This window comes from Streptacidiphilus sp. MAP12-33 (assembly GCF_041261265.1).
Classification (GTDB): Bacteria; Actinomycetota; Actinomycetes; order Streptomycetales; family Streptomycetaceae; genus Streptacidiphilus.
Map to the genome: position 1 here is coordinate 18931 of NZ_JBGCCA010000041.1, position 26965 is coordinate 45895.

General features: G+C 70.7%; 21 protein-coding genes. 9 read left to right on the forward strand and 12 right to left on the reverse strand.

Annotated features, from left to right (window positions below):
- Positions 1-120: 120 nt before the first annotated feature.
- The 7 genes from ABH931_RS32790 to ABH931_RS32820 all read right to left on the reverse strand — a co-directional run bounded on the left by ABH931_RS32790 (position 121) and on the right by ABH931_RS32820 (position 6080).
- Entirely contained in the window at positions 121-840 is a 720-nt protein-coding gene (locus ABH931_RS32790) for a hypothetical protein (RefSeq protein WP_370121566.1), read from the reverse strand.
- A gap of 163 nt (positions 841-1003) precedes the next feature.
- Positions 1004-1741, reverse strand: coding sequence for a TauD/TfdA dioxygenase family protein (locus ABH931_RS32795; protein WP_370121569.1), 738 nt, complete (start codon positions 1739-1741; stop codon positions 1004-1006).
- A 132-nt stretch (positions 1742-1873) separates the two neighbouring features.
- Complete coding sequence (locus tag ABH931_RS32800) at positions 1874-2467, reverse strand: thiamine pyrophosphate-dependent enzyme (protein ID WP_370121572.1); 594 nt, start codon at positions 2465-2467, stop codon at positions 1874-1876.
- Positions 2464-2997 carry a thiamine pyrophosphate-binding protein gene (locus ABH931_RS32805; RefSeq protein WP_370121575.1) on the reverse strand — a complete coding sequence of 178 codons (534 nt, stop codon included), beginning with the start codon at positions 2995-2997 and terminating at the stop codon, positions 2464-2466. Before ABH931_RS32805 ends, ABH931_RS32800 begins: the two co-directional genes overlap by 4 nt.
- Positions 2994-3767 (reverse strand): thioesterase II family protein, encoded by a 774-nt coding sequence (locus ABH931_RS32810; protein ID WP_370121578.1) that lies wholly within the window; start codon positions 3765-3767, stop codon positions 2994-2996. The genes ABH931_RS32805 and ABH931_RS32810 overlap by 4 nt, the downstream gene beginning before the upstream one ends.
- Before the next feature lie 35 nt (positions 3768-3802).
- The gene (locus tag ABH931_RS32815; RefSeq protein ID WP_370121580.1) at positions 3803-5140 is read right to left on the reverse strand and encodes a hypothetical protein; all 1338 of its coding nucleotides are present in this window, start codon (positions 5138-5140) and stop codon (positions 3803-3805) included.
- A gap of 4 nt (positions 5141-5144) precedes the next feature.
- Complete coding sequence (locus ABH931_RS32820) at positions 5145-6080, reverse strand: RimK family alpha-L-glutamate ligase (protein WP_370121721.1); 936 nt, start codon at positions 6078-6080, stop codon at positions 5145-5147.
- Positions 6081-6671: 591 nt separating this feature from the next.
- Here ABH931_RS32820 and ABH931_RS32825 point away from each other — a divergent pair.
- Together ABH931_RS32825 and ABH931_RS32830 are read left to right on the forward strand one after the other, a co-directional pair.
- Positions 6672-8489, forward strand: a complete 1818-nt coding sequence (locus tag ABH931_RS32825) for an amino acid adenylation domain-containing protein (RefSeq protein ID WP_370121583.1) — start codon at positions 6672-6674, stop codon at positions 8487-8489.
- A gap of 90 nt (positions 8490-8579) precedes the next feature.
- Positions 8580-9647 (forward strand): TauD/TfdA family dioxygenase, encoded by a 1068-nt coding sequence (locus tag ABH931_RS32830; protein ID WP_370121586.1) that lies wholly within the window; start codon positions 8580-8582, stop codon positions 9645-9647.
- Between the two features lie 75 nt (positions 9648-9722).
- Here ABH931_RS32830 and ABH931_RS32835 read toward each other — a convergent pair whose 3' ends face one another.
- The 5 genes from ABH931_RS32835 to ABH931_RS32855 form a co-directional block, all read right to left on the reverse strand.
- Complete coding sequence (locus ABH931_RS32835; RefSeq protein WP_370121589.1) at positions 9723-11015, reverse strand: MFS transporter; 1293 nt, start codon at positions 11013-11015, stop codon at positions 9723-9725.
- A gap of 61 nt (positions 11016-11076) precedes the next feature.
- A complete protein-coding gene (locus ABH931_RS32840) occupies positions 11077-13530 on the reverse strand; it encodes an ATP-binding domain-containing protein (RefSeq protein ID WP_370121592.1) in 2454 nt (817 codons plus the stop codon).
- A gap of 366 nt (positions 13531-13896) precedes the next feature.
- Positions 13897-15081, reverse strand: coding sequence for a hypothetical protein (locus tag ABH931_RS32845; protein ID WP_370121594.1), 1185 nt, complete (start codon positions 15079-15081; stop codon positions 13897-13899).
- Positions 15082-15132: 51 nt separating this feature from the next.
- The gene (locus tag ABH931_RS32850) at positions 15133-16488 is read right to left on the reverse strand and encodes a DUF6002 family protein (RefSeq protein WP_370121597.1); all 1356 of its coding nucleotides are present in this window, start codon (positions 16486-16488) and stop codon (positions 15133-15135) included.
- Between the two features lie 96 nt (positions 16489-16584).
- A complete protein-coding gene (locus ABH931_RS32855) occupies positions 16585-17628 on the reverse strand; it encodes a methyltransferase (RefSeq protein WP_370121599.1) in 1044 nt (347 codons plus the stop codon).
- 294 nt (positions 17629-17922) lie between these two features.
- Between ABH931_RS32855 and ABH931_RS32860 the strand changes: the two genes are divergently transcribed.
- From ABH931_RS32860 to ABH931_RS32890, 7 genes are all read left to right on the forward strand, one after another.
- Positions 17923-19083 carry a glycine amidinotransferase gene (locus ABH931_RS32860; RefSeq protein ID WP_370121602.1) on the forward strand — a complete coding sequence of 387 codons (1161 nt, stop codon included), beginning with the start codon at positions 17923-17925 and terminating at the stop codon, positions 19081-19083.
- 38 nt (positions 19084-19121) lie between these two features.
- Positions 19122-20321, forward strand: coding sequence for a cytochrome P450 (locus tag ABH931_RS32865; RefSeq protein WP_370121605.1), 1200 nt, complete (start codon positions 19122-19124; stop codon positions 20319-20321).
- A gap of 24 nt (positions 20322-20345) precedes the next feature.
- Positions 20346-20543 (forward strand): ferredoxin, encoded by a 198-nt coding sequence (locus ABH931_RS32870; RefSeq protein WP_370121608.1) that lies wholly within the window; start codon positions 20346-20348, stop codon positions 20541-20543.
- A 31-nt stretch (positions 20544-20574) separates the two neighbouring features.
- Entirely contained in the window at positions 20575-21717 is a 1143-nt protein-coding gene (locus ABH931_RS32875; RefSeq protein WP_370121611.1) for a glycine amidinotransferase, read from the forward strand.
- A gap of 77 nt (positions 21718-21794) precedes the next feature.
- Complete coding sequence (locus tag ABH931_RS32880) at positions 21795-23093, forward strand: cytochrome P450 (RefSeq protein WP_370121614.1); 1299 nt, start codon at positions 21795-21797, stop codon at positions 23091-23093.
- On the forward strand, positions 23090-26152 hold the full coding sequence (locus ABH931_RS32885) for an amino acid adenylation domain-containing protein (RefSeq protein WP_370121617.1): 3063 nt from the start codon (positions 23090-23092) through the stop codon (positions 26150-26152). Before ABH931_RS32880 ends, ABH931_RS32885 begins: the two co-directional genes overlap by 4 nt.
- The gene (locus tag ABH931_RS32890; protein ID WP_370121620.1) at positions 26149-26898 is read left to right on the forward strand and encodes a thioesterase II family protein; all 750 of its coding nucleotides are present in this window, start codon (positions 26149-26151) and stop codon (positions 26896-26898) included. The genes ABH931_RS32885 and ABH931_RS32890 overlap by 4 nt, the downstream gene beginning before the upstream one ends.
- Positions 26899-26965: the final 67 nt, after the last annotated feature.

A 26965-nucleotide genomic window follows, 5' to 3' on the forward strand; every position in this document is an offset into this window, starting at 1 on the left:
CGCCCACGGCCCGTGAGGCTAACCACGCACCGAGGGGGCGCACCGGGCCCTGGCCATTTCCTGCCAGGGCCCGCCGACGGACGGGCCGGAACCCGGAGGACGGTCCGTCAGGTCAGTCGGTCAGCACGGCAGCAGGTCGTCGGCTGCGGCGACGCTCCGCAGGTCCGAGGCACGGGCCCAGCTCTGCGGCGGAAGTCCGCCCGGCCCCTGGAGGCCGAGCTGGGCGGCCTGGTAGCCGGCCTGGAACCGGCTGCGCGCGTTCAGCCGGTCCATCAACTGGGCGACGGTGCGCCGATAGGTCCGCAACGACACGCCGACGTTGCGCGCGGCGGTGTCGTCCTTGAGGCCGAGCGCCATCTGGTGCAGCACCTCGCCGGCCGCGGCGTCCAGGATGTCCGACTCCGCTCCGTGGCCCAGGTGCTGTGCCTCCCTGGCCCCGGCCGCGCTGACCGCCCAGACCACCAGCGGGATGATGCTGAGTCCGGTGGCGATCAGCGCCCCGTCCTGGTAGTCCTCCCCGGCCTGCGGCAGCATGATGGTGCGCTGGTCGACCACCGCGAGCCGGGGCAGCGCCGCGTCGGTCTCCACCAACTCCACGCGCGGCCAGGGAAAGGCACTCGTGGCGGCGGACACCGCGCCGGGGAGCTGCTCCGACCGGGTCAGGTAGATCCGGACGCCGACGCCGCGGTCGGCGACGTTCCTGGCCGCTGCGACCTCGACGCGCCGGTGCGGGTCCTGATCGGTCTTCCGCAGCACCAGGACCACCTCGCTGCGCGCGCCGTGGATGACGTCGCGGACCTGATCGAGCTTGGCGAAGTGTGCGTTCACAGTAGTACTCATGGATCCTCCCCGTTTCCCCCGCCGGGCGGTAGCCCGGCTCGGTCACAGGACTCATCCTTCTGAGCTGCCTCAGGGCGATCCAGCGATCCGACCTGCGCCCTCCCGTCATGACGGGACAACGCCAGCTCTGCCGAACGTCTCAGCATCCGGACCGCCCCTGCCGCTACTGCTCGGCGACCCAGACCCGCTGCAGGTGCCGACGGGTGTCCTGGAAGGCGTTGCGGGAGTGCAGGAAACGGTGGTTGTCCCAGAGCAGCAGGGAGCGCTCGCTGAACTCGACCTCGATCTTGTGGGCCTCGAAGTACTCCTGCACCCGGTGGCTGACGCTGCGGCAGAACTCGTCGACGTCGGCGATGCAGCGGCAGCTGAAGCGCAGGATCGGCCCGCTGCCGGCCCGCTCCTCCAGGACCGGGTGGGCGGCGGTGAGCCCCATGTCCAGCTGCTGCAGCCCGGGCGTGGAGACGAACTGGTAGACCTGCGTCCGCAGGCGTTCCCGCTCGGCCTCGGTGAGGGACGCAAGGAAGCCGAAGCCGTCAGTGAGCGTGGTCTGGCCGCCCTGGTCCGCGTTGGGCACCAGGCACCACAGGCCCAGGTACTTCGGCGGCACTCCCTCCCACTCGAAGCACTCGGTGTGCGGGGTGAGCTTCTTGGTGTTGTTCGAGTGGTAGCTCTCCTCGAACCCCGCCTCAGGCTTGATCGACCAGATCGTCGTCACGCCGTCCCACTGCGGCAGCAGCGGACCGAGGTGCTCACTCACGAAGGCCGCGTGGTCGAAACCCTCGGGGACCTCGTCGATGTAGAGGTAGCCACGCTCCTCCAGTTCGGCCCGCAGGGCGTTCGGGTCCAACTCGGCAAAGGCGACGCGGTACGGGGCCCGCGCGGTGACGTCGGTGTCGGTCATGGTCCGGGACTCCTGATTCGGCGAGAAAACGGTTCCAGGTATTTCCTAATCGCGCCGGACCGGGCTCCGACCCAGCTGGCCACTAACTGCCAGATCCCTCGGCCCTCTTGTCGCCGCGGAATTCCCCGACGGTCAACGGGAATGCAGCGGGGAACGGCGCACGAATTCCGAGAACCGCGCGGCGACTCCCGGCAGGTCGGGCGTGATGCGTGCACCCGGGGGGACGGCGTCCGGCAGCACGGGACAGCGGATGAAGACGGGCTCGGGAGGCGCAGCCAGCGCGCTCGTGAGCAGGGCACGGAACGCGGCCGGACCGGTGGCCTCGTGGACCGACCGGTAACCGCCGGCCGCCGCCAGCGCACCCAGGTCGGTACGGGTCCCGGGGGTGGCCTGCCCGCCTGTCGAGGAGTAGGCGCCGTCGTCGAGGACCACATGGACGAGCGGCAGGTCCGGTACCGCCCCGGCGGCGAGCAACGCGGACGGGTTCATCAGCAGGCTGCCGTCCCCGTCGACGACCACCGTGGTCCTCCCGGACGCCAGGGCGATTCCGGTTCCCAGCGCGAGGACCAGTCCCATGGAGCCGGTCATGTAGAAGTGGTTGGGCCGGTCGTCCAGTGCCATGGCCAGACGGGAGGCGAAGCCGGTGGTGAAGACCGTGGGTGCGGTGGGAGCGGCGGCGAGGATCTCGGCGACGGCCGCGGACTTCTCGAAGGGCACAGCGGTCACACCTTCCAGTCAAACGCGTCCGGCCGGACCAGCAGCGCGTAGCTCCGCCGCTCGTCCCTGACGGTGCGCCGGGCCGCCGCGATCTGCTCGTCAGCGGTCTCCGGTGAGAGGTAGGCGGACCCGATGGCCAGGCCGTCCAGGATCGGCCGGGTCAGTCTCCCCATGGCGAGGTTCTCGGGCGTCGGATCCGGTGGTGTCCCGCGCATGCTGACGATCAGCAGCAGCGGGATCTGATAAGGGACGACCAGGGAGGCCAGGACGTTGACGCACTGTCCGAACCCGGAGTTCTGCATCAGCACGGTGGGGCTGCGCCCGGCGAGCGCGACGCCGGCGGCCATCGCCACGGCGTTGTCCTCGCGTGCGACCACGTGGTACTCGGTGTGGTCCGCCAGCGCCGTCAGCAACGGCGCCAGCACCCCGCACGGGGTGGCGAAGTACGGGCCCAGTCCGTGCGCGACGAGCGCGTCGCGGACGGCACCGGCTGCGGTCGGGGTTGCGGTTGTGGTTGCGGTTGTGGTTGCGTCGCTCACGTGTCGCTCCCCTCACGGGCGGCGCGGACGGCGCGGACAACAGCGGGAACGACCAGGTGGGCCAAGACCTGGAGGTAGAAGTGGCCGCCCTCGAAGACCTGCTGACCGAAGTCCCTGGCGGTGAGTTCCCGCCAGGCGTCGACCTCGTGCGCGGGCAGGCTCTCGTCCGTCCGGCCGCGGAAGACCGTGATGGGGGTCGGGATCCGCGCCGGCGCCTCGGGGCGGTAGCGCTCGATCAGCGCGTAGTCGGCCCTGATCGCGGGCAGCAGCAGGGCGAGCAGCTCCGGGTCCGCGAGCACGGCCGGATCCGTGGCGGACATGCGGCGCAGTTCGGCTACCAGGGCCTCGTTGCCGCCGACGTGCACGTCCCTGCTCACCTGGCGGTGCGGCGCCATCCGGCCGGACACGATCAACTGACGCGGCGGATGCCCCTCCGCCGCGTGCCGGACAGCCACCTCGTAGGCGACCGCCGCCCCCATGCTGTGGCCGAACAGCACGAGGTCGCGCCCAGCCTGGGGCCGTACCACGGCGGCGATCTCGTCGGCCATCGCCTCCATCGAGTCGATGCAGGGCTCGTGGATCCGCTCCTGCCTGCCCGGGTACTGGACGACGGTCAGCTCGACGTCGTCCGGGAGCAGCGGGTCCCAGTCCCGGTAGGCGCTTGCGGCGCCACCGGCGTGGGGAAGGCAGACCAGGCGGACCGGCGCCGCCGGCTTCGGCCGGTGACTGCGCGTCCACCGGGTCGACCGGTCGGCCAGAGGTGTGGTCATATCGCGCGCTCCTATGCGTGGGGCGACCGGGTGGATCAGACAGGCAGAGCGACCGAGGGCAGCGCTCCGTTGCCCTGGATGGTGGTGCAGCCCTCCCTGCCGGGGGGCAGGTAGCGCACCAGGCACCCGCCGGGCTCCCCGTCGAAGAGGAAGGGGCTGAGCACCGGGAAGACGTCCGCCTCGCCCACCGCACCGTCGGACTCCCGGAGCTCCATCCGGTACGGCACGGGCTCCACGTACTCCTGGGCGATGTACTGACCGCTGCTCAGCGCGGTCTCCAGGGTCGCCCGCCAGGTGGCTTCGTCGACGTGGCGGCCGAGGACGACTCCCTGGCTGCCCAGTCCGATGGCCGGCTTGAGCACGAACTCCTCCTGCCGGGACAGCAGCAGCTCCGGCAGATTCAGGCGGGTGTCCTGCCAGTGCACCAGCCGGTCGGTGACCGTCCTGGTCCACGGCAGGTAGCGCGCCACCAGGGCGTGGTCGGCCGCGGTCATCCAAGGCAGCCCTTCGGACACCCACCCGAGGACCTTCTTGTTGGCGACCAGGTAGGCGGTCTGCGAGGCGATCAGGAAGCACCCCGCGTCCAGGGCGGCCCGCATCGGTGCGAGGTCGATGCCGAGGCGGGTCCAGTCGTAGATGTTGAAGTGGCGCAACCCGAGCGGGTAACGGGGTGTGGCGCCGCCGTCGGACAGACCGAGCCCCTCCAGTAGGTGCTCCGGTTCGAAGTACTCGGCCTGCAGTCCCTGGCGGCGCAGCGACGCGACCTGGAGGTCGAAGTAGCGGGTGGTTCGTACCGCGTTGAACTCGCGCAGCGCACCCACGACGGCGACGGCGGGAGCCGTGCCCAACTCGCGTACGGCGCGGACGAAGATCTGGTCGCGTACCGCAAGCGGGTCCGGGGCCCGGTGGAACGGGCCCGCGTCGCCACCGTAGGCGGCCTTCCAAGCCGCCGAGTGGACCGAGGTCTCGACCACGCCGCCGATCCCCGAACCGATGTTGAATTCGAGGAACTTGGGTCCGGTCGCCCCGACTGCGACGTCCGGACGGGTCATGCAGGTCGCGTAGGCCTCCTCCAGGGGGCCGGGCACCCACAGCGCGTAGTTCTCCTCGACCGCGCCCAGCGCACGGAGTCTGCCGTGGAAGTCGGGCGCGCTGCCGAACAGCGCCCTGCGCAGCAGTTGCAGCAACCTCCCGGTGGCGTCGAAGAGTTCCGCATACCGGTGATACGGCAGCAGCACCGGGTTCATGGACGTGGTGTTGGCGGGATAGTCCAGATCGTCCAGGGCCCGGCCAAGATGGTCGGCGAGTTCCGGAACCGCCAACCGTGATCCGGCCGGCCCCGCCACACTCCCGTACCAGCTCTCGATGCCCATGCTGTCAGGCCCCGTCCTCGATCGTCCGCTTGATCCAGCCGAAGAAGGCATCGGAGAGCACCGTGAGCTGCGGTTCGGGAAGGAGCGTGAATCCGGCGCTCGCCGTGCTCCACTCGTTGAGCACCGGACCGGAGTCGGTCATCAGCCAGTCGACGCAGAGGAACTGGGCGTCGAGGTTGCGGCCTATCCGGTGGCACATCTCCTCGACCTGGAGGTGGTCGTCGTTGACTTCGAGCGAGCCGCCCTGGCTGATGCTGGCCAGGTAGCCGCCCGGCCTGGGCTTGCGGCTCAGCGAGGTGACGACTCGGCCGTCGACGATGAACACCCGCATGTCCGCACGGTGCGGAAGGAACGGCTGGACGATGTATCCCGTGCCTGTCGTGGAGACGATGTCGATGGCGGAGGTGAGCTGCTGGTCCGACTCGACCTTGAGCACGCCGACCCCCATGCCGAGTTCTCTCGGCTTGATGATGTACGGGCCGCTCCCGAACTCCCGCTGCACCTCAGGGATCACCTGTCGTGCGTACTTCCCCGCGGGCACGGCCAGCGTGCCGATGGTGGGGACGCCGAGTCCGGCGGCGTACTGCAGCAGGGCGAGTTTGTCCCGCTCCAGGTAGTCCGGTCCGCTGATCGACCGGTTGAGCAGGACCGAGTCACTGGCCTCAATCGTCCGGTAGATGGCTCGCATGTGCTGGAGCCCCTGTGGCGCCATGCTGATGTCCTCGGCGATGTAGCACTGCCGGGTCGCGAGCAGGTCCTCGCCCCGGTAGCGCATGACCGGTCCGTCCAGACAGGACACGGTGATCTCGCCGGCCCGGAGCAGCCGGAAGTCGAACCCGATCCTCCGGGCGAGCGGCAGGTAGCGCTCCGACAGGCTCTTTTCAAATCTCAGGACTTCGTCGAACTCCAGGTCGTCGTCCTGGTAGATCCAGTTGATCACGCCGTTCAAGCAATGCCTCCTCGTGCGAATCAGCAGAAAGGCCCGGAAGCCGTGCCACGCCGTGGGTCCGCGCATTCCCGGGCCGCCCCGGGCCCCACACGACGGGAGAGGGGGTTCGGCTCCGAGGGACATCAGCGTTCGCATGGATGGCACGGGCCGGTGTCCGGTCCGGCAGTGTCAGCAGAACGGGCGCTCACGCCCGGGCCTCTGCCGGCGGCCTCGCGCCCGGACAACCGTCCGGGCATCCCCAAGGCCCTGCTCACAGCCCGCAACTCCCGTACTTCGACCCGGAACAGACGGGCCGGCCACACGGAGGCGGACACAACAGGCCGGGATCTTGCCAGACGCGGGCATGGGACGTCAATGACCTCACCCGGGAGCCTCGGTCGGCTCCGGCCCTGGCCGATGCCGGAAGATGATGTACGATCGTCGCCCCGGCACTGATCATCGGTCGCCGTGCTGTCGCGCCCGTAAGAGCGCTTGAAACCTTCCCCAGGCATGGAGTGCGGGCGGATCACCGCCGCACCGCCGGTGTCCGCCGACGAACACCCTGCCTTCCTTGTGTGATTAGGTCAGAGTTGAGAGGCCTTCATGGACCACGTCCTCTTGGCGCACAAGCTGCTGTCGCTGCAGTCGGACCGGACTCCCTCGGCCGTCGCGGTGCGGCACGGCGCCCGCACGGTCACCTACGCCGAACTGGACGCAGCAGCCAACCGCCTTGCCCGCCACCTGCTCTCGCTGGGAGTCGGCTCCGGCAGCCTCGTGGCGGTCGCACTGCCCCGCTCCGTCGAACTGGTCGTCACGCTCTACGCCGTGTTCCAGGCGGGTGCCACCTACCTCCCGCTGGACCTTGACCATCCGCCGGCCCGCGTCGCCGCGGTGCTGGACGACGCACGACCGACGCTGCTGGTGACCTCCGGCTCCTTCGCCCCCGAGACGTCCGCGGCGCTCCTGCACCTGGACGATCCGGACGTGGAGCGTGCCGTCGCGTCCCTCCCGGACGGCGCCGTCACCGACGCCGAACGTGGCCGCCCCGTAAGCCCGGAGAACGCCGCGTACGTCACCCACACCTCCGGGTCCACCGGGAGGCCCAAGGGCGTGGTGGTCACCCACCAAGGGCTGGGCGCCTACCTGGGGTGGTGCCTGGACGCCTATCCGGGGCTCTCCGAGGGGGCTGTGCTCCACTCCGCGGTGTCGTTCGACCTGACGGTCACCACCCTCTTCGGCCCGCTGTCGGCGGGTGGCACGGTCGTGGTGCTGGACCTGGTGGATCCGGCGGGCGGTGTACCGACGCACCAGCAGGACGAGGCCGCCGCCGACGGCCCCGTCGGCTTCCTCAAGGTGACCCCCAGTCATCTGGGACTGCTGGACGCGCTGCCCCAGTCCGCGCTCCCTGGCTCCGACCTGGTGGTGGGGGGCGAGCAACTGCTCGGCGAGCAGCTGGACGACTGGCGCCGGCGCGCCCCGGCCGCCGTGGTGACGAACGAGTACGGGCCCACCGAGGCCACGGTCGGCTGCCTCACCTACCGGCTGGAGCCGCAGGACGCGGTGCCCCGGGGGCCGGTCCCGATCGGCGGACCCGCCCCCGGCGTCCTGGCCCATGTGCTGGACGACCGGTTGCGGCCGGTTACCGGCGAGACGACCGGTGAACTGTACGTCGCAGGCGACCAGTTGGCCCGCGGCTACCTCAACCGCCCCGGCCTGACCGCCGAACGCTTCGTCGCCGACCCGTTCGGCGCCATCGGCTCGCGTATGTACCGGACCGGCGACCTGGTGCGGCGACGCCCGGACGGCAGCCTGCTCTTCGTCGGACGGGTCGACCACCAGGTGAAGATCCGCTCCCACCGCGTCGAGCCGGGCGAGTTGGAGGCGGTGCTCGCGACGGAGCCCAGAGTCGCCCAGGTCTGCGTCACCGCGGTACCTGCCCCCGGTGGGCTGCGCCTGGTCGCGCACGTCGTCCGGAAGGACGATCCGGGGGCGACAGCGGCCGATCTGCCCGGGCAACTGCTCAGCTACGCCGCCGACCGACTGCCCGCCTACCTGGTGCCGTCTGCCGTGGTGCTGGTGGACCGGATGCCGCTCACCCCGCAGGGCAAGATCGACCGGGCGGCCCTGATCACGGCCCTCCCGTCCGCTGCGGCCGCCGAGCCGGGCACGGCCGCAACGCCGATCGAGACGCTCCTCGAGGAGCTGTGTGCCCAACTGCTCGGCGTCGACCGGGTGGACCCGGACGGCAACTTCTTCACGCTCGGGGGCAACTCGCTGCTCGGCATCCAGCTGTCGGCACGGGCCCGGCGCGTCGGCATCACGCTGACCCCGACGGACGTGTTCCGGCTCGGCACGGTGCGCGCGATGGCCGCACATGTCGAGAGCTCCCCGGCAACCACACTGACCACCGGTCGGCTCTGACCGCCGTCCGCGAAGAGGAGGAGGACCGCCGTGCGGCAGGACTCATCACCAGCCCCATTGCCAACCCCATCGTCGACCCCACTGCCGGACGTGGCACCGCCCCGGAGGCTGGGCCCGTACGCAGGCCGGATCGACGGCATGGGCGACACCCGCCTGGCCGTCTACGAACGGGACGGAGCCGACCCGAACCTGCCCGGACCGCCCGCCGCGGAGTGGGTGGCCGAGCACCGCGCCGTGCTGACGAACCTGTTGGAGACCGTCGGCACGGTGCGGGTCCGCGGCGCCCTGCGGAACGCCGAGGAGCTCGCCGCGGTGGCCCGGCGACTCGCTGGGGAGCCCCTCCCCTACACCGAGCGCTCCACGCCGCGCAGCCGTGTCGGCAGCGGGGTCTACACCTCCACGGAGTACCCGGCGTCCGAGACGATCACCCAGCACAACGAGAACGCGTACGCGAGCAGCTTTCCGCACCTGCTGTTCTTCGCCTGCCTGACGCCTGCCCGCTCCGGAGGCGAGACACCGCTCGCCGACGTCCGGGCGGTGGCCCGCCGCCTGCCGGCCGACCTGTCGGAGCGCTACCGGCGGCTGGGCGTGGTCTACTCCCGATCCTACCGCGAGGGCATGGGCCTGACCTGGCAGGAGGCCTTCCAGACCGAGGACCGCGCCGAGGTGGAGCGGTACTGCTCCACCCGCGGCATCGAGACCATCTGGACGGACTACGGCTTGCGCACCCGGCAGCACGGGCCGGCCCTGGTGACCCACCCCCGCACCGGCGAGGAGTGCTGGTTCAACCAGGCGCACCTCTTCCACCCCTCCAACCTCCCGCCGGCGACCCGCGAGGCGCTCGGTGAGCTCTTCCCTGAGGAGGAGATGCCGCGGACGGCCTGCTACGGCGACGGCACGGCGATCCCTGACGAGGAGATGGACGAGGTGCGCGCCGCGTTCGACGCGTGCACGTACGCCTTCGCCTGGGAACAGGGTGACCTGTTGCTCGTCAACAACCTGCTGGTCTCCCACGGCCGACGGCCGTACACCGGGCAGCGGCAGACTCTCGTCGCCATGACCGGGCAGGTCGGCACGGCCCGACGCCCCGACGGTGTCCACGTGTTCACCGGTGACCCGACATTGCCCGCCGACGTGACGCGCGACGACAGGACCTGACCCGACGCAGGCCACGGCCGGGCCCGCACCGTATCTGCCCACGAGCAGAGCGGCGCGGGCCCCTCGCGCTGCCGACTACGCCTCCGCGGTCTGCGCCTCGGCGGCAGCCGACTGCACGGCTTCCGGCTGCGCGGCTTCCGGCTGGGCAAGGCCACGCAGCCGCACCGCCCAGACGACCACGGCCGCAAGGGTGATCGAGACGACGGCCGTGGCCATCCCGGCGTGGATGCCCACCGACGCCGTGACACTGCTGGCCACCAGCGCGCCGAGCGGGACACCCAGACCCGAGGAGATCATCCTGCGCGTGGTGTTGACCCGGCCCTGCAGCTCGGACGGCGTCGCCTCCTGGCAGTAGGTCATGGTGTTCACCAGGACGACGAGATACGCCGTCCCCCACAGCGCCAGCGCCGCCAGGGCGATCCACAGATCGCTGGTGAGGACGACGACCAGGCCGAGCAGGGCGCCGGTGGGCAGCACCCAGAGCAGCAGGGAGAAGGCGTCGAAGCGCCGCCGCAGCCGGGGCAGCAGCAGCGAACCGCCGATGCCCCCGGCGCTCCAGGCCATGTAGAGCAGGCCGATCCGGCCGTCGGAGCCGTGGATGCCGAGGACCCGGTCCGCGAAGACGACCATCTGGCCGACGATGGCGCCGCCGGAGAACGACTGGAGCGTGCCCACCACGGTCATCACCCGCAGCGTGGGGTGACCGGCCAGAAAGCGCAGCCCCTCGCTGACGGACTCCTTGAACCCTGGCCGCTTGGCGCCCGAGGCGGCGGGCCGGGGCCGCACGTGAGTGACCGCCCGGATGAAGAGCGCCGAGACGGCAAAACTCAGCGCGTCGAGCGCGAGGGTGCCGGCCGGGTGGAAGAGCGCGATCAGCCCGCCGGCCAGGGCGTTGCCCGCGATGCGCACGACCGTCTCCGCACCGTAGATGGCGCTGTTGGCCTGGCCCAGGCTCTCGGCTCCGACGATGTCGGGGACGAACCCGTACACGCCCGCGTCGAAGAACAGGGACAGGCTGGACGACAGGAACGCCACAGCCAGGACCTGAGTTACCGTCAGCACTCCCAGGGCCGCGGCCAGCGGGATGGAGCCCAGGCAGAGGGCATTGAGCCAGTCGGCCAGGACCATCAGCATGCGCCGGTCCATGCGGTCCGACACCACGCCGGCGATCAGGCCGAACGCCAGGTAGGGCAGTGTTCCGGCCGCCGCGACCAAGGAGACGAGCAGGGGTGAGCCGGACTTCTGGAACACCAGGACGGGGAGCGCGACGGTGGTGACGGCGGACCCGAGACCGGACACGGAGCGAGAGAGCCAGAAGTTCCGGAATCCGGTGACGCGACGGAGCGGGATGACGTGCGAAGTTGTCATAGGAGTTTCGTTTCTGCGAGGCGGAGCGTACGCGGATCAATCGGCCCGACGGGTCATCCGGTCAAGTGGCCTCCCCCGCGGCATCGTCCAGGACCTCCGGCAGCGGTCCGGGGGACAGCACGTGCAGGCTCCGGCCGGCCCGGGTCAGCGCCACGTAGAGGTCGCTCAGGCCACGCGGGGATCCGTCCAGCATCCCCTGGGGATCGGCCACCACGACCGAGTCGAACTCCAGCCCCTTGGCCTGCCGGACGTTGAGGACGACCACCCGCCGCTCCAGGTCGGCGTCCACACCCCAGGAGGCGTCGGGGACCACCGCGGTGACGGCGGGGGCGAGCCGGTCCAGGTCGGCGGTGGGGACGATCACGGCTACCCGGAGGTCCTCACCCTGGCGCGCCAACTCGGAGGCGACGGCGGCCAGTCGGCCAGGGAACTCCTCGGGGGAGGTGCGTTCAAAGCTCGGTGGCCGCGCGCCGGTGCGGACCGCCAGGGCCGGCGGGAGGTCCGGGGAGATCGCTTCCAGTACCCGGTCGGATGCCGCCATGATCTCCGCGGGGCTGCGGTAGTTGACGGTCAGCAGCTCCCTGCGCCAGCGCGTGCCGAAGAACGGCTCGAGCGCCTGCTGCCAGGAGGTCGAGCCGGCCGCGTCACTGGACTGCGCGGCGTCGCCGACGACGGTGAAGGAGCGGGTGGGGCAGCGGCGCACCAGCAGGCGCCAGGTCATCGGCGAGACGTCCTGCGCCTCGTCGACGATGACATGGCCGAAGACCCAGGAGCGGTCGGCGGCAGCGCGCTCCGCGACGGTGCGCAGATCAGCCTCGCTGTGCCATCCGGCGAGCTGCTCGGCCGTGAGCAGGTCGGTGGCGTGCAGCCGCTCCTCGACGTCCGCCGTCCCCTCCTCGCCGCGAGAGCCGCGTGCGATGTCCAGGGCGCCCTGTGCGTAGTCGTCCTGGGCCGCCCGCCGGGCGGCCGCGCGCTCGGTCTCGGCACGATCGTCGTGACCGAGCAGCTCGGCCGCCTCGTCCAGCAGGGGCACGTCGGACGGGGTCCACGGCGCCGCCGCGCCGCGCAGCAGCAGCCGCCGCTCCGCCTCGGTGAGTTGGGGCGCCGCCTCGGCCAGGCGGCCGGAGTCGCCGAGCAGCTCGGTCAGCAGCTGCTCCGGGGTCAGCACGGGCCAGAGCGTGTCCATCAGCCTGCGGGCCACCGGGTCGCGGGGCAGCGCGTACAGCCAGTCGGCCTTGCGCTGCGCGAACTCGACGGGCTCCTGCGCCCGGAGGTCGTACATGGCCACGTCGTCGCCGAACACACCGGCCAGGTCCTCCTGCACGGCCCGGTCGAGGGCGTCGACGTCGACCTGGGCGGCGAGGTCTTCCTCGAAACCGGCTTCGATGCCGCCGATGACCCGGGCCAACCGGTCGGCCAGTTCGTCGAACAGCGCCTCACGGAAGGCGGGCCTGGCGAGGTTGTGCTGCACCCCGTCGCTGGTGGCCCTGGCAGCCGCGTCGGTGAGGAACCTGCGGGTCAGCCGGATGGCCTCCCCGCCGATCTGCACGTCCACCGGACCCGTCACCGCCGCCTGCCTGGCCCGCACCGCGGCCGCCAGGACGTCGGCCATGACCAGGCGGCCCTTGATCTCTGCGGTGGCCTGAGGCTCCTCGCAGAGCGCGGACAGGCCGGGATACAGCCCCCCGACGGACGACAGCAGCACGCTGGTCTCACCGAGGCCGGGCAGCACCTGGCCGATGTAGTCGAGGAAGACGGAGTTCGGGCCGACCACCAGAACCCCGCTCCGCTCCAGGCGCTGGTGGGTGTAGAGCAGATACGCGGCGCGGTGCAGGGCGACGACGGTCTTGCCGGTGCCCGGACCGCCCTGGACGACCATGACCCCCGTGTGCGGGGAGCGGATGATGCGGTCCTGCTCGGCCTGGAGGGTGGCCACGGCGTCCTGCATCCGGCCGGTCCGGCTCTGCTTCAGGGCATTCAGGAGGGCTGCCTCGCCGGAGAGTTGGACGTCCTCGGGCACGGCGGAGGCGTCGGTGAAGAGTTCGTCGTCCACGCGCAGCACCCGGCGGTTCCTGGTGTGCAGGTGGCGGCGCAGCCAGATGCCCTGGGAGGCGGCGGCGGTGGCGGTGTAGAACGGCCGGGCGGCGGGGGCACGCCAGTCGATCTGCAGGGGGTCGTCGTCCGGCTCGACGCCGGGCACGCCGATCCGGCCGACGTAGAGCCGGTCGCCGTCCGCCCGGTCGAGCCGTCCGAAGCACAGACCGCTCTCGGCGGCATCCAGGCCGGCCAGCTGCCGGGCGAGCCGGACCGCGGAGGCCCCGCGCTCCACCCGCCCCTGCGCCGTACCGGAGGAATCGCTCAGCACGGCACGCAGTTCGCCGCCGACCTCCTCACGTCGGCGCCCGATCTGACGGTGCAACAGGTCCAGCCGGTGCTGCTCCCGTCGGATGTCGGACTGTCGGGCCGTCAGGTCGGCTGCTTCTGTCAGGTCTGGTCGGTCGAGCGATGAGGACATCGTGAAGCACTCCAGGGCGAAGGTGTCAGCGGTACGGCCGGCGCGTGGGCATGAAAATGGTCGACACCCGGGCCGGCCGGTGGCCGGTGCGGGTGTCGACCGAAATCCGCGGTCTCCCGTGCTTTGGAAGGCGGGAGGCGGGTCACTCTGTCGGTGCACGCCGTAGCAAACGTGCGGGCGGGAGCTCCGGGAGGTCGCGCCCGGTCGTCGCCGGGCACGTGCAGCATCCGGATCGAGCCGGGCCGGAGGGGTGCCGGAGGGGTGGAAGACCCCGGTACGCCGTGCCCCTGGCTCCTGATCAACGAATCGGAGGCCCACGTACTGTAGCAGGATTCGGCCGTTCCTGAAAGCCGCGCCGGCTGTCGGTCAGGCAGGCGGTCCGCCGCCCGATGCCCGGCGGACCGGGGCGAGGAACACGTCGAGGTCGGTGTGGCGGACACGGTCCACGCCCGGGGACTTCGCGGAGTAGTCCAGCCGCGGGGGCCGCCGGTCGTCGTAGAAGTAGACCGCCTCCAGCAGCCCGTCCTCTGTCACCGCGAGCGTCGGATTGGCGACGAGGTAGTCCCGCACCGCGTCCGTGTCGCGGTCGACCCGCAGCCACAGGCGCTTGTCGCCGAAGTGGTTGGGCGGCATCACCACCCGGGTGCCGAAGCGGCGCTTCCACTGGTACGTCCCCTTGCTGAGGAAGGGTTCGGTTCCCTGGAAGTCGAGACGTCGCACGCCGTGCCGGGCCGCCCAGTCGATGAGCAGGTGGTAGATCGCCTTGAACGCGCCGCTGTCGTAGTGCTGCTGGGCACCGTCCTCGACGCCCAGCAGCCGGAGCGTCAGGACCCCGGTGGCAGGGTCCCAGTGGCACAGCGCTCCACCGACCGCGACGCCGTCCTGGGTGAGCGCGAACAGCCGCCCGTTTCGGAAGAGGCACTCGTAGGCGACGTCCTTCCCCTCCGTCCGCTCGCGCGCACCGTGCCGCCGGACCATGGTCGGGCGGTAGTGGCGGTCGTAGAAGGTGTCGAACCACTCCGGTGAGCGGCGGAGCTCCCAGCCCCACTGGTGCTCGCGCATGTCGCGGTTGAACTGCGACCGTTCCCGCTTGGAGATCGCCCGGAGTGCCTTCTCCGGCTCGTCGTCGAAGTCGATCACGAAGTGCACCCGCATCGGGACCACCAGCGAGGCCTCCTTCGACATCCGCCGGGCCTTGGCGGCGCTGATGCCGACGAAGTTCACGTCCGCGTCCGGCAGCGATCCGGACCTTGCCAGCTGGCGCCCCGACACCCTGCGCGTGGTGCGCTCGGCGGAGAGGCGGGCTGTCCCCTCCCTGCGCAGTTCGGTGAACTCCAGGGTGTAGGCGAGGCCCTCCCGCAGGCCCGAGTAGCCCACGGACAACTGGGCCAGGCTGGAGCGGACGGAGGGGAAGACGGCGGTCCCGCGGGTGTCCCAGCGGGTGCGGAGGCCGGTGACGAACGAGCTGCCGCTGTTGCGCCACTGGTAGCCGGCGCGCATGCGCAACCGCTGGGGGAACCGGGAGCGCGGGGCGGGGATTGCTTCGGGCACGGGTGGGTCACCTCGGCTGACGGCAGGCGGGGACGTGCGGGAACGGCGCGGTCACCCGCCGAGGGCGGCGAGGGCCAGGTCGTGCAACGACTCCACGTCCGCGATCCTCTGCACGTCGTGGACGGTCAGGCTGTCGAAGTCGCCGGCCGAGTAGCAGCCGGAACCGTGCACGAGGATGTCCTGCTCGGCCACCAGCCCGCGGTCGACCGCGTTCAGCACGCCCACCACGGCCATGCACAGCGACCACTCGCGCAGGAGCCTCGGGTCGGCCGGCAGCTGCACGCCCCCCTCGCCCAGCAGGGCACGCACCTGCGGGTAGCGCTGAAGGCACTCGGCCAGCGAGACCACCACGCCGCCGCCGCCCTGCTGCCGGATCAGCTCGTTCATCCGGGCCGATGTCGGGGGGTTGCGGGTGTAGAAGGTGGCGTCGAGCGCCTCGTGAGGGTCGTAGGTGACCGAGGGGAAGCGCGGGTCGGACCGCTGGGTATAGAACCCGGTCTCGGCCTCCAGCGCGTATGCGGGCATGTTCCCGACATCGGTCGAGCCGTGGTGGAGGCTCAGCACCATGTCCGGCGCGCCGAGGTGCTGGATCAGGAAGTAGCGCGGGTCGGGCGAGGACGTGCGCTGCTCCTCGGCCAGCCGGGTGCGCCCGTAGGCGTGTCCGAGCAGCCCGTAGGCGCTGGAGACGGCATGCGCGTGCAGCCGCGGCCGGTCGGCTGCCGCCGGGAAGTACTCCGCCTCAGCCAGCGCCCGGACGATGTCGGCGGCGAGGTAGTTCTCCAACTGCAGCGTGTACCAGAGGTTGGTGCGCCGCTCCTTGGCCCAGTTCTCGCCGTTCGACTCGACGAAGCCCCGCGCGATGTCCTTGACGGCACCGGGCGGCTGCTCGGCTCCCAGGACCCCGATCGGGTTGCGCGCCCGCAAAAGGGCGTCGGTGTGGAGCTGGGTGCGGCGCAGCTTCGCGACGGACCCCTCCGGGACCAGGACCACGATGTTGAGCTGGTGGGCTGTGACCAGGCCGCAGTTGACGGCGCGAAGGACGGCGTCGCGAAGGGCGATGGCCTTGTTCGCCGACGAGGGGGTGACGATGGTGACCCGCTCTCCGGTGTCCTGGATGTACCGCACCGCGCGGGCCACGATGACCAGGGAGGCGAAGGTCTTCACCGTCAGGGTGGCCGGGTTCCGCATCAGGTCGAGCAGCGCCAGGCTCCGGCCGCGGTAGTCCGGCAGGGGCGTGTGGGCGATGCCGGAAACCGAGAAGTACTCCATGACGGCCGGCGTGAGGCGGGGCAGCTCGATTCCCGGGGTGAATCCAGCGGGGTTCCCGCTGTTCTCCCCGCCCAGAAGGTCCTGCAGCGCCGCCTGGACCTCTTCGTAGTACTGCGAAAGAGCATTGCTGATGAGCATGTCAGAGCCTTCGACTTTCCGCTCCTGCCGGTATGCGGCACGGCTCGCGGGAACCCCGGGAAGACGAGCCGTGCCGCATACTGCCACTGGTGTCCGCTAGGGCTTGGTCCCGATGTGGAAACCGTGCTCGTAGTCGAGCCCGGAGACGGTCCGGATGTCGCCGAAACCGACCTCGGCAAGCCATGCCTCGAAATCTTCGGCGGGGTACGCCATTCCCGATCCGCTGGCCAGGATGTTGAAGTACAGACCGAGTCGGGCACCGTAGATGCCGGTGGTCTCGTCATCCGTGACGTTGTAGTCGTAGATGAAGATCTTGCCGCCGGACGGCAGCACGTCGTATGCCTTCTTGAGAAGGACGAGGATCTGCTCCGCGGAGAAGATGCCGAGGACGTGGCTGAACAGCACCGCGTCGGCGCCGACCGGGAACGGGTCGTTGAAGAAGTCGCCCGTGTGCAGGTCGATCCGGTCGATGAACTTCTGCGCCTCCTTGCCGTGGGCCAGCTCGGACACGGTCGGCTGGTCGAAGACGGTCGAGCGCAGCTCCGGGTTGCGGGCCAGCAGGCGGGCCGTGGTGGTGCTGTCGCCGCCGCCGATGTCCAGCAGGTGGCGGACGCTGCCGAACTCCTCCCGCTCCACAAGGTCGTTGATCGACGCCAGCGTGAAGGCGGCCATCGCCTTGTGGAACACGCCCTCCAGCTCCGGGTTGCGGGTCAGCCGCTTGTAGAGCGTGGGCTCGTCACCCGGGTAGCTGTCCAGGGCGGTGTTGGTGCCGGCCATCAGCGCCTTGGTCATCTGGCCGAAGGCGGGGTAGTAGATCTCCTTCCAGCCGATGAGGGTGTGGGCCCAGCTGTCGGGCTCGTCGGACGCCAGCAGGTCCTCGGCGACGGCGGAGTTGTGGTACTTGCCGTCCTTGCGCTCCATCAGGTCGGCCGCACAGACGCCCTGCAGCAGGACACGGAGCTGGTGGGTCGGCATGCCGGTGAACTCGCGGATCGACTCGAAGTCGGAACCCGGGTTCTCCGAGAGGAAGATGAACAGGCGCAGCTCCGCCGCGGTGGCAGCGGCGTTGTAGAGCGCCGGCGAGTTCATCAGGAAGTCGAACTGCTTGTAGTCGGCACCGCTCTTTTGCTGACCGGGCATGTCTTTTGAGCCTCCGCGTCGAGGAAACCTTTTGGGTTCGAAATGGCCGGTTGATACCGGGCCATGTGGCGGTCTTCGCTACTGAATGCCGGTGGTCCTGAATCAGGCGTGTGTACTCGCGCCTCGGACCGGGTCGGCAGCGGGACCGTCGATCGAGTCCAAATGTAAGCACCCGGGACCGGGGTATCCACGCCCTGGCAACTTGCTGCCAGGTCCGGATCCGCGCCGCACCGCCTCGGGTAGCGTCATCGGCACGACGCCTTACCGGCGGCTTTCCAAGACGAAGGGTTAATCGTGCAGCTCAATAGCTTCGACGAATGGTCGCCGTTGCGTGAGGTTGTCGTCGGATCGGCCCTGAACTATTCCTCGCACGAGCGCGAGCTCTCGTTCGAGCTCTTCTTCCACGACAATATCGCCGGGGACAACGGCGCCGGACGGTCGGAGTGGTACTACCCCCGCCTGGAGGCCCGCGACGCGGCTCCGTCGGCCGGCGGCACCCGGGTCCCCGTCAAGGAGCGGTACGTCGCCGAACTGAACGAGGACCTCCAGGGGCTGGCCGATGCCCTGACCTCGCTCGGGGTGACGGTACACCGGCCGACGGACGTCCACCCGACGACCACCACCGTGCGCACACCGGCTTGGTCGGCCTCGGTCGTGCCGCCGTTGAACCTCAGGGACAACACGCTGATCGCCGGGGACGAGATCATCGAGACCTCGCCGATGATCCGTTCCAGGTACTTCGAGACCCAGCTGCTGAAGCCGGTGTTCCAGGAGTACTTCCGGCGCGGCGCCCGCTGGTCGACCATGCCCAGGCCGCTGATGACCGACGCGTCCTTCGACCTGTCGTACGCGCGCTCCAGCACCGCCGGCGGGCCCACCGAGCCGATCGAGGACCCGCAGCCCTCGCGCTACGACGTCGGCCAGGAGATGCTCTTCGACGCCGCCCAGTGCCTCCGCCTCGGCCGGGACATCGTCGCCAACATCGCGACGCACAACCACGCGCTGGGCGTCGACTGGCTCGAGCGGCACCTGGAGGGCAGGTTCCGCATCCACCGCGTGCACGGGCTCAGCGACAGCCACATCGACAGCATGGTGTTGGCGCTGCGCCCCGGGACGCTGCTGGTCCGCTCCCAGGCCGTGGTGGACATGCTGCCGAAGTCCCTGCGCAGTTGGGACGCCATCATCGCCCCGCCGCCGGACCAGGACAGCTTCCCCACCTACGAGGACGACGACCTGGTCCTCACCAGCCCGTTCATCGATCTCAACGTGCTCTCGGTGGGCCCCGACACGGTTCTGGTCAACGAGTCGTATCCCGAGCTGATGCGCACTCTCGAGCGCCACGGCTTCACCGTCGTGCCGGTCCGCCACCGCCATCGGCGCCTGTTCGGCGGTGGCTTCCACTGCTTCACCCTGGACACCGTGCGCGAGGGCGGCGCCGAGGACTACCTCGACTGAGCCTCCGGCAGCCCACCGAGCGACAAAGGAGATCGACCATGCCTGCGGACCGAGTGTCGGCGCACCCGACCGAGCGTATCCGTCCGTTCGATCCGCCCCCGGAGCTGATGGAGGGGCAGGAGACCGCACCACTGCGCCGGATGAGCTACCCGGACGGTCACGTCGGCTGGCTGGTGACCAGTCATCAGCTGGCACGGCAGATGCTCACCGACCCGCGCTTCAGCGCCCGATCCGAGTTCAAGCGGGCACCGGTACACCGTCCGGGAATCGACCCGTTCTTCGGCGTCCCCGCCATGCCGGGCTGGCTGGTCGACATGGACCCGCCGCAGCACACCAGGCTGCGACAGCAGTTGGCCGGACAGTTCACGGCGCGGCGGATGAAGGAGATCCGCCCGCAGATCGACCGGATCGTCGACGAGCTGCTGTCGCAGATGGAGCGCTCCGGCCCGGGGACGGATCTCGTCGAGGCCTTCGCGCGGCCGCTTCCCTCGCAGGTGATCTGCGAGCTGCTCGGGGTGCCGCTGCGCGACCGGGCGGAGTTCCAGCACAACAGCGGGGTCCTCTTCAACCTCCAGTCCACCGCCGCCGAGGCCGCCGCGGCCATGGACCAGCTCTACGCCGCCGTGCGCAAGATCGCCGAGGGCCGGTCCCCGAACGAGGCGCCCGGACTGCTCACCGCGCTGGCCCAGGACGGCACACTGGACACCGAGGAGATCGCAGGCGTCGGAGTGCTGCTGCTGACGGCAGGCCACGACTCGACGATGGGCGCGCTCTCGCTCAGCGCCTTCGCGCTCATGTCCCACCCCGACGAACTGGCCAGGCTGCTCGCCGACCCGTCGATGGTGGACAACGCGGTGGAGGAGCTGCTGCGCTACCTGTCGAACTTCCACTTCGGGGTCCCGCGGACCCCGTTGGAGGACCTGGAGTTCGCCGGACAGCAGCTCAGGGCCGGGGACTCGGTCACGGTGTCCCTGTCCGCCGCGAACCGGGATCCGCGTTGGTTCCAGGACGAGCCGGACCGGCTGGACCTCGGCCGGCGCACCACCGGCCACCTGGCCTTCGGCTACGGCATCCACCAGTGCCTCGGCCAGAACCTGGTCCGGATGGAGATGCGGGCGGCCCTGCCCGCGCTGTTCCGGCGCTTTCCCGCACTCGCCCCGGCCGTGCCGGCCGAGGACATCCCGCTCTCCACCGACATGAGCGTCTACGGAGTACGGCGCCTGCCCGTCACCTGGTGACGGCCCCTGCAACGGAGGAATGACGTGCGCGTATCCGTGGACACGGAGAGCTGCATCGGGGCCGGCCAGTGCGCCATGGTCCTGCCCGAGGTCTTCGACCAGGACGACACCGACGGCCTCGTCGTCCTGCTGGACGAGGCGCCACCGACCGAACTGCACGGTGCCGTGCACGAGGCCCTGAGCCGCTGCCCGGTGCAGGCGATCACGGCCACCGAATCCTGAATGCCCATCAGCCGAGAAGGGAACGGCACCCATGCGACTCAACAGCTTCGACGACTTCACGCCCCTCAAGGAGATCATCGTCGGCTCCGCGGACGGATACGCCGACCGCATCCGCGACCTGTCCTTCGACATGTTCATCAGCGACAACCTCTCGGGCACCCGCGGCTACTTCCCGAGCCTGTCGACCTGGCGTGACAGCGAGGCCCGCCGCCGGCGCAACGAGCCCGACCGCCTGGCCCTCAAGGAGCGCCTGCTCCGGGAGCTGATCGAGGACGTCGAGGGCGTGGTCGAGCAGTTGGAGGCCCTCTCTGTGACGGTGCACCGTCCGCTGGAGCCCGCCGCCGACCTCACCCGGGTGACCACCCCCGCCTGGGACGCCGCGGTGGTGCCCCCGCTCAACGTCCGCGACAACACCCTGATCCTGGGCGACGAGATCATCGAGACGCCACCGACCCTGCGCGCCCGGTACTTCGAGAACCAGTTCCTCAAGCCGACCTTCATGGGCTACTTCGCCCAGGGTGCGCGGTGGACGGTCATGCCGCGCCCGGTCATGACCGACGCCTCCTTCGACCCGCACAACGAGAACGCCGCACCCAACATCGAGGTGCCGGAGAACCCGCAGCCGTCCCCCTACGACGCCGGCGTGGAGGCGATGATCGACGCCGCCAACTGCCTGCGGCTGGGACGCGACCTGGTCGTCAACATCTCCAACGCGAACCACGCGCTGGCCTGCGACTGGCTGGAGCGCCACCTCGAAGGGCGCTTCCGGGTCCATCGCATGCACAAGTTGACGCAAAGTCACATCGACAGCGTGGTCGTGCCCCTGCGTCCGGGCACGCTGCTGGTCCGCTCCGCGGACGTGGTGGACTTCCTGCCCGAAGCGCTGCGCTCCTGGGACACGATCGTCCCCCCGACCCCGGAGATCGGCGACTACCCGCAGTACGAGAACGGCGACCCGATCCCGCCCAGCCCGTACATCGACCTCAACGTCCTCTCCATCGACGAGAACACCGTCATGGTCAACGACGCGTGCAAGACGCTGATCCGGACCCTGGAGGAGCACCGCTTCACCGTCGTCCCGGTGCAGCACCGCCACCGTCGGCTGTTCGGCGGCGGCTTCCACTGCTTCACGCTCGACACGGTCAGGACCGGCGGCGCGGAGGACTACATCTGAGGCCGTCCGCGGGGCGGCCCGCACCACCAGCGTCAAGGCACTCACCCATGTCGAACATGTCGTAGGGAAAGCTGAGCATGCGCATAACCTCTGGCGGGTCCGTCGCGGAGGACGACCCCGGACCCGATCTCTCCGATCCGCACTTCTTCGGCGTCGGCGACCCGCATCCGGTGTGGACGCGACTGCGCAGCGAGGAGCCCGTCCATCGGCAGTGCCCTCGGGACGGCAAGCCCGAGTTCTGGGCGGTCACCGGATACGCGGACGTGGCGCGTGTACTCGCCGGACACGCGGAGTTCACCGCCGCGCGGGGCAACATCCTGACCACCTTGGGGCAGACGGACATCGCCGGCGGCAAGATGCTCGCGGTCACCGACCCGCCGCTGCAGAAGCGGCTGAAGGAGCCGCTCGCCTCGCCGTTGGGCAAGCAGGCTGTCCGCGCGTTCGAACCCGCGCTGAGGGAGTTCGCCAGGCGTCTGCTCTCGATCGGCGCCCGGCAGGACGTCTGGGACTTCGCCGAGCAGGCGGGGTTCTACCCCATTGCGATCGCCGGACTCCTGCTCGGCATCCCGGAGTCGTCGTGGAACCGGCTGAAGCACTTCACCTACGCGGCCGTCGCCGAGTCGGACCCCGACTACGCCGACCCCGGCACCTCGCGGTCCGCCGTGCTCAGACGGGCCCACGCCGAGATCTTCCTCTACTTCCACTCGGAGGTTTCCCGCCCCGGCCGGGCGGATGCGGACGACCTCATCGGCGTGCTGCTGCGGGCCGCCCCGGACGGAGAGCCGCTGAGCCAGGAGGAGGTGATCCTCAACGCCTACAGCCTCCTCATCGGAGCGACCGTCACCACCTCCCACGCGGCGAGCGCCGGCCTGCTCGCCCTCATGGAGAACCCTGGCGAGCAGGCTCGATGGCTGGAGACCGGGAACACCGCCTCGGTGGTGGAGGAGATCCTGCGCTGGTCCTCACCCGCCAACCACGCGCTGCGCCACACCACGCGGGAGGTCGAGCTGAACGGGACCGCCATCGGCGCCGGTCAGCCGGTGTCCGTGTGGCTGGGATCGGCCAACCGCGACGAGACCGTCTTCGAGGACCCCTTCCGGTTCTCCGCCGACCGGCACCCCAACCGCCACATCGCGTTCGGTGTGGGCGCCCACCGCTGTATCGGCGCCCATATGGCCCGGCTGGCGCTGACCGTCCTGTTCGAGGAGATCGCGAAGAACTTCGAGCGGATCGAACCGGCCGGAGAGCCGTGTCACCTGAACTCCACCTTCATCGCAGGGATCAAGAGCCTCCCCGTCCGGACGGTGCTGCGTCCCGAGGGAGCCGGACTGCGGGAACTCCGACCACTCGGCGACACCAGCGAGGGAACACTGTGACGGCCTCGACGCACCAGACATCCGCACCGATCGAGTCCGACTCCGCCACCTGGTCGCACCCCTCCCACCACACGGTCCGGTGCCTCCGTATCGAGGGCGTCTTCGACGCGGAGGCGGCCCGCACCGCGCTCCGGCTGCTGTCCGAGCGGCAGAGGACGGAGGTGGACTTCGCCGAAGAGCGCGTGACGGGCGAGGACGCGATCGCCCACGCCGTGCGGGAGGCCGGCCGGCCGTTCGACCTCACCCGCGGGCCGTTGCTCCGGCTCCGCGTGCTACGCGTCTCCGAGCAGCAGTGCGTCCTGGTGGCCGTCGCCCACCGCCTGGCCCTGGACCCGGTGATGCTGGACGCGTTCCTCGTCGAGCACGCCGGCGGCTATACGGCGCTACGCCTGGGCACGCCGGTCGTCGGCACCACCCCCTCCGACACCGCCTCCTCCGACACCGACCGCGGCGCCGCAGTCCTGGCCCATCTCGGCGGGCCGTCCGCCGAAGAGGTCGCCGCCGACCTGGACCACTGGCTGCGGGCGACGGAGGCGCTCCCCGTGCTCGACCTGCCGACGGACCGGCCCCGCCGGCCCCGGTCGACCCGCACCGGCGGTGTGGAGCGCTTCACCCTGCCGCCCGCGCTGGCCCGCCGGCTGCGCGAGCTGTCCGGAGCGCCCGACGCGCACAGCGCTCTGTGCGCGGGCCTGGCCGTGTTGCTCGCCCGCCACACCGCCCAGCGCCACATCCCGCTCCTGGTGCCGGTGCGGCCCTCCTCAGCCGACGCCTGGCCGGGCCGGCCGGAGACCGACGTCGTGTTGGGCCTCCGGCTGGACGGGAACCCGACTTTCCTGGACGTCGTCGAGCAGGCCCGGGCCGAACGCGAACGCGCCATCGCCCATGCCCGCGCGCTGCCGCCGGGATCGCTCGACACGCCGGCCGGGGCCTGCGGTGATCCGGCGCGCCAGCCCGTGCCGGTCAGGTTCGCCGCGTGGGGAACCGACACCGCGCCCGCGGCTCCTGACTACCACGGCGCGTCGTGCTCCCCCGTGGAGCTGCACCTCGGCACCGCGGCCCGGGACCTGTCCCTGAGCTTCGACCTGCACGGCGAGGTCCTGCGCGGAACCCTGGAGTACGACGCCGACCTCTACGAGCCGGTCACGGCACAGCGGATGGTACGGCGCCTCGAACACCTGCTCACCGCAGCCGTGGCGGATCCGCACACGCCGATCGCCGCTCTGCCCGTGCTCCCGCCGGAGGAGCGCGCCCTGGTGGTGAGCGCATGGAACCGCACCGAGCGCGACTTCCCCCGCGACCGCACCACCGCCTCCCTGTTCGAGGAGCAGGTGCGCCGCGACGCCGATGCGACCGCGGTCGAGCACGACGGCGTACGGCTCACCTACGGGCAGCTGAACACGCGGGCCAACCTGCTGGCGCACCGTCTGATCGGTTGCGGTGTAGGCCCCGACGTCCCGGTCGGGATCTGCCTGCCCCGGTCGGTCGGCATGGTCGTGGCGCTCGTCGCCGTCCTCAAGGCCGGCGGCGCCTATCTGCCGCTCGACCCCGAGCACCCCGCGCAGCGCTCGTCCTTCGTCGTCGACGACGCCCGTGCCCGTGTCGTCCTCACGGACACCGCACACGAGGCCGCGTTCGCCTCGACCGCCGCACACGTGCTGTGCCTCGACGCGGCGGACGAAGCCGAGACGGGCGCCGCGCCGACGACCGACCCCGTGGTCGAGGCCACCGCCGAGCACCTGGCCTACGTCATCTACACCTCGGGCTCGACCGGCACCCCCAAGGGCGTCGCGGTCACCCACCGGGCGCTGAGCCGACTGGTCAAGGGCGCGGACTACGCGCAACTCGGTCCCGACGAGGTCCATCTGCTGCTCTCGCCGCTCTCCTTCGACGCCTCGCTCCTGGCGCTGTGGGGATCACTGCTGAACGGCGGGACGCTGGTCCTGCCGCCCTCCGGACTGCCGTTCCCCGACCAGCTCAAGGTCGCGCTGCAGCAGCACCGCATCACGACCCTGCTGCTCGTCTCCCCCCAGCTGCACGTGGCGGCCGACCAGTTCCCCGAGGAACTCGCACGCGTGCGGCAGCTGCTCGTGGGGGGTGACGTACTCTCACCCGCCAGTGCCGCAAAGCTGCTGCCGCATCTGGGCGACACACGGTTCCTGCACGTGTACGGCCCTACGGAGTGCACGCTCTTCGCCACCTGGAAGCCCATCGAGGCGGTCGACACCAGCCGTCCCACCATCCCCATCGGCCGTCCGCTGGCCAACACCCGGGCCTACGTCCTCGATGAGGACCTGTCACCGCTGCCCGTCGGGGTCCCCGGCGAACTGTGGCTCAGCGGAGAGGGACTGGCCCGTGAGTACCTGGGCCGGCCCGACCTCACCGCCGAGCGCTTCCGGCCCGACCCGTTCGATCCGCAGGGCGGCCGGATCTACCGCACGGGCGACCTGGCCCGCTGGCTGCCCGACGGCGAGCTCGAGTTCCTCGGACGCGGCGACGACCAGGTGAAGATCCGGGGATACCGGATCGAGCTGGGCGAGCTGGACACGGCGCTGGCCGCCTACCCCGGCGTCCGTGCGGTCGCCACGGTGGTGCGCGACGACGCACCCGGCGGTCAGGCGCTGGCCGCCTACCTGGTGGGCGACGTCCGTGCTGCCGACGCAGAGCTCCGCGCGTACATGCAGTCCAGGGTGCCGTCCTACATGGTTCCTGCGGCCTTCGTCTGGCTCGACGAGATGCCGCTGACCGTGAACGGCAAGGTCGACCGGAGGGCGCTGCCCGCACCGGGGTTCGGGAGCGCCGACCAGCACGCCGCGCCGCACACCCCTTTGGAGGCAGGCGTCCTCGGTGCCATGGCCGAGAGCCTCGGACTGGACGCCGTCGGTCCGGACGACGACTTCTTCGAGTTGGGCGGGAACTCGCTGCTGCTGGTCGACCTGTTCAGCCGCCTGCAGGGGCTGTGCCCCGACAGCGGGCTGAGCCTGGTGGACCTCCTGGACAACCGCACCGCCACCCGAATCGCCAAGATCCTCTCGGCCGCGCCCGCAGGAGGGGACGCGTGACCACCGCCCCGACGCCCTGGCTCCTCGGCCTTCCCGACCTCGACCCGGCCAAGGAGCGCCTGTTCTGCTTCCCCCATGCGGGAGCCGGTGCGAGCGTGTTCGCCCCCTGGCGAGCGAACCTGCCCGAATCCGTGGGACTCTTCCCGGTCCAGCTCCCGGGACGCGAGAACCGCTTCGGCGACCCGATGCCGGACACGCTGGAGGAACTCACCGAGCAGACCGCCCAGGCACTGCTGCCGCTGCTCCGACCGCCGTACGTGCTCTTCGGGCACAGCTTCGGCGGCCTGCTCGCCTTTGCCCTGGCCCGTCACCTGCACGACCTGGGTCACCCCCTGCCACGGGTCCTGCTCATCTCCGGGGCCCGCCCCCCGCACCTGCCTGCCGGGACCGCCCTCCACGCCCTCCCCCACGACCGACTCCTCGACCATCTGCGCGCCACCAACGGGGTCCCCGAACCCCTCATGCAGCACGAGGAGTTCGTTCGCCGACTGCTGCACGTCGTGCGCACCGACCTGCGGGTCGCCGCGGGGTTCCGTCCAGGGCGGACCACCCCGCTGCCCTGTGACACCCGGGTCTTCGCGGCTGCGGACGACCCTGTCGTCCCTCCCGCAGTGATGCAGGACTGGCGGGACTACGTCGGCGGCAGGTTCGGCGTCCACCAGGGCCCCGGAGACCACTACGCGGTCTACGACCCGACCGGCGGCCTGTTCACGACGATCGTGCGGTCGGGCCTGTCCCCGTCCTGACGGCCGGTCAACGCGCGGTGACCGCACGACGAGAACCATCCTGAGGAGACGACCCACCATGGAAACA

Excerpts from the sequence above, each read along its gene's own strand:
- ABH931_RS32835 (WP_370121589.1), bottom strand. The coding sequence starts at position 11,015 with ATGACAACTTCGCACGTCATCCCGCTCCGTCGCGTCACCGGATTCCGG.
- ABH931_RS32815 (WP_370121580.1), bottom strand. The coding sequence starts at position 5,140 with ATGGGCATCGAGAGCTGGTACGGGAGTGTGGCGGGGCCGGCCGGATCA.
- ABH931_RS32850 (WP_370121597.1), bottom strand. The coding sequence starts at position 16,488 with ATGCTCATCAGCAATGCTCTTTCGCAGTACTACGAAGAGGTCCAGGCG.
- ABH931_RS32840 (WP_370121592.1), bottom strand. The coding sequence starts at position 13,530 with ATGTCCTCATCGCTCGACCGACCAGACCTGACAGAAGCAGCCGACCTG.
- ABH931_RS32875 (WP_370121611.1), top strand. The coding sequence starts at position 20,575 with ATGCGACTCAACAGCTTCGACGACTTCACGCCCCTCAAGGAGATCATC.
- ABH931_RS32855 (WP_370121599.1), bottom strand. The coding sequence starts at position 17,628 with ATGCCCGGTCAGCAAAAGAGCGGTGCCGACTACAAGCAGTTCGACTTC.
- ABH931_RS32880 (WP_370121614.1), top strand. The coding sequence starts at position 21,795 with ATGCGCATAACCTCTGGCGGGTCCGTCGCGGAGGACGACCCCGGACCC.
- ABH931_RS32865 (WP_370121605.1), top strand. The coding sequence starts at position 19,122 with ATGCCTGCGGACCGAGTGTCGGCGCACCCGACCGAGCGTATCCGTCCG.
- ABH931_RS32790 (WP_370121566.1), bottom strand. The coding sequence starts at position 840 with ATGAGTACTACTGTGAACGCACACTTCGCCAAGCTCGATCAGGTCCGC.
- ABH931_RS32825 (WP_370121583.1), top strand. The coding sequence starts at position 6,672 with ATGGACCACGTCCTCTTGGCGCACAAGCTGCTGTCGCTGCAGTCGGAC.
- ABH931_RS32810 (WP_370121578.1), bottom strand. The coding sequence starts at position 3,767 with ATGACCACACCTCTGGCCGACCGGTCGACCCGGTGGACGCGCAGTCAC.
- ABH931_RS32795 (WP_370121569.1), bottom strand. The coding sequence starts at position 1,741 with ATGACCGACACCGACGTCACCGCGCGGGCCCCGTACCGCGTCGCCTTT.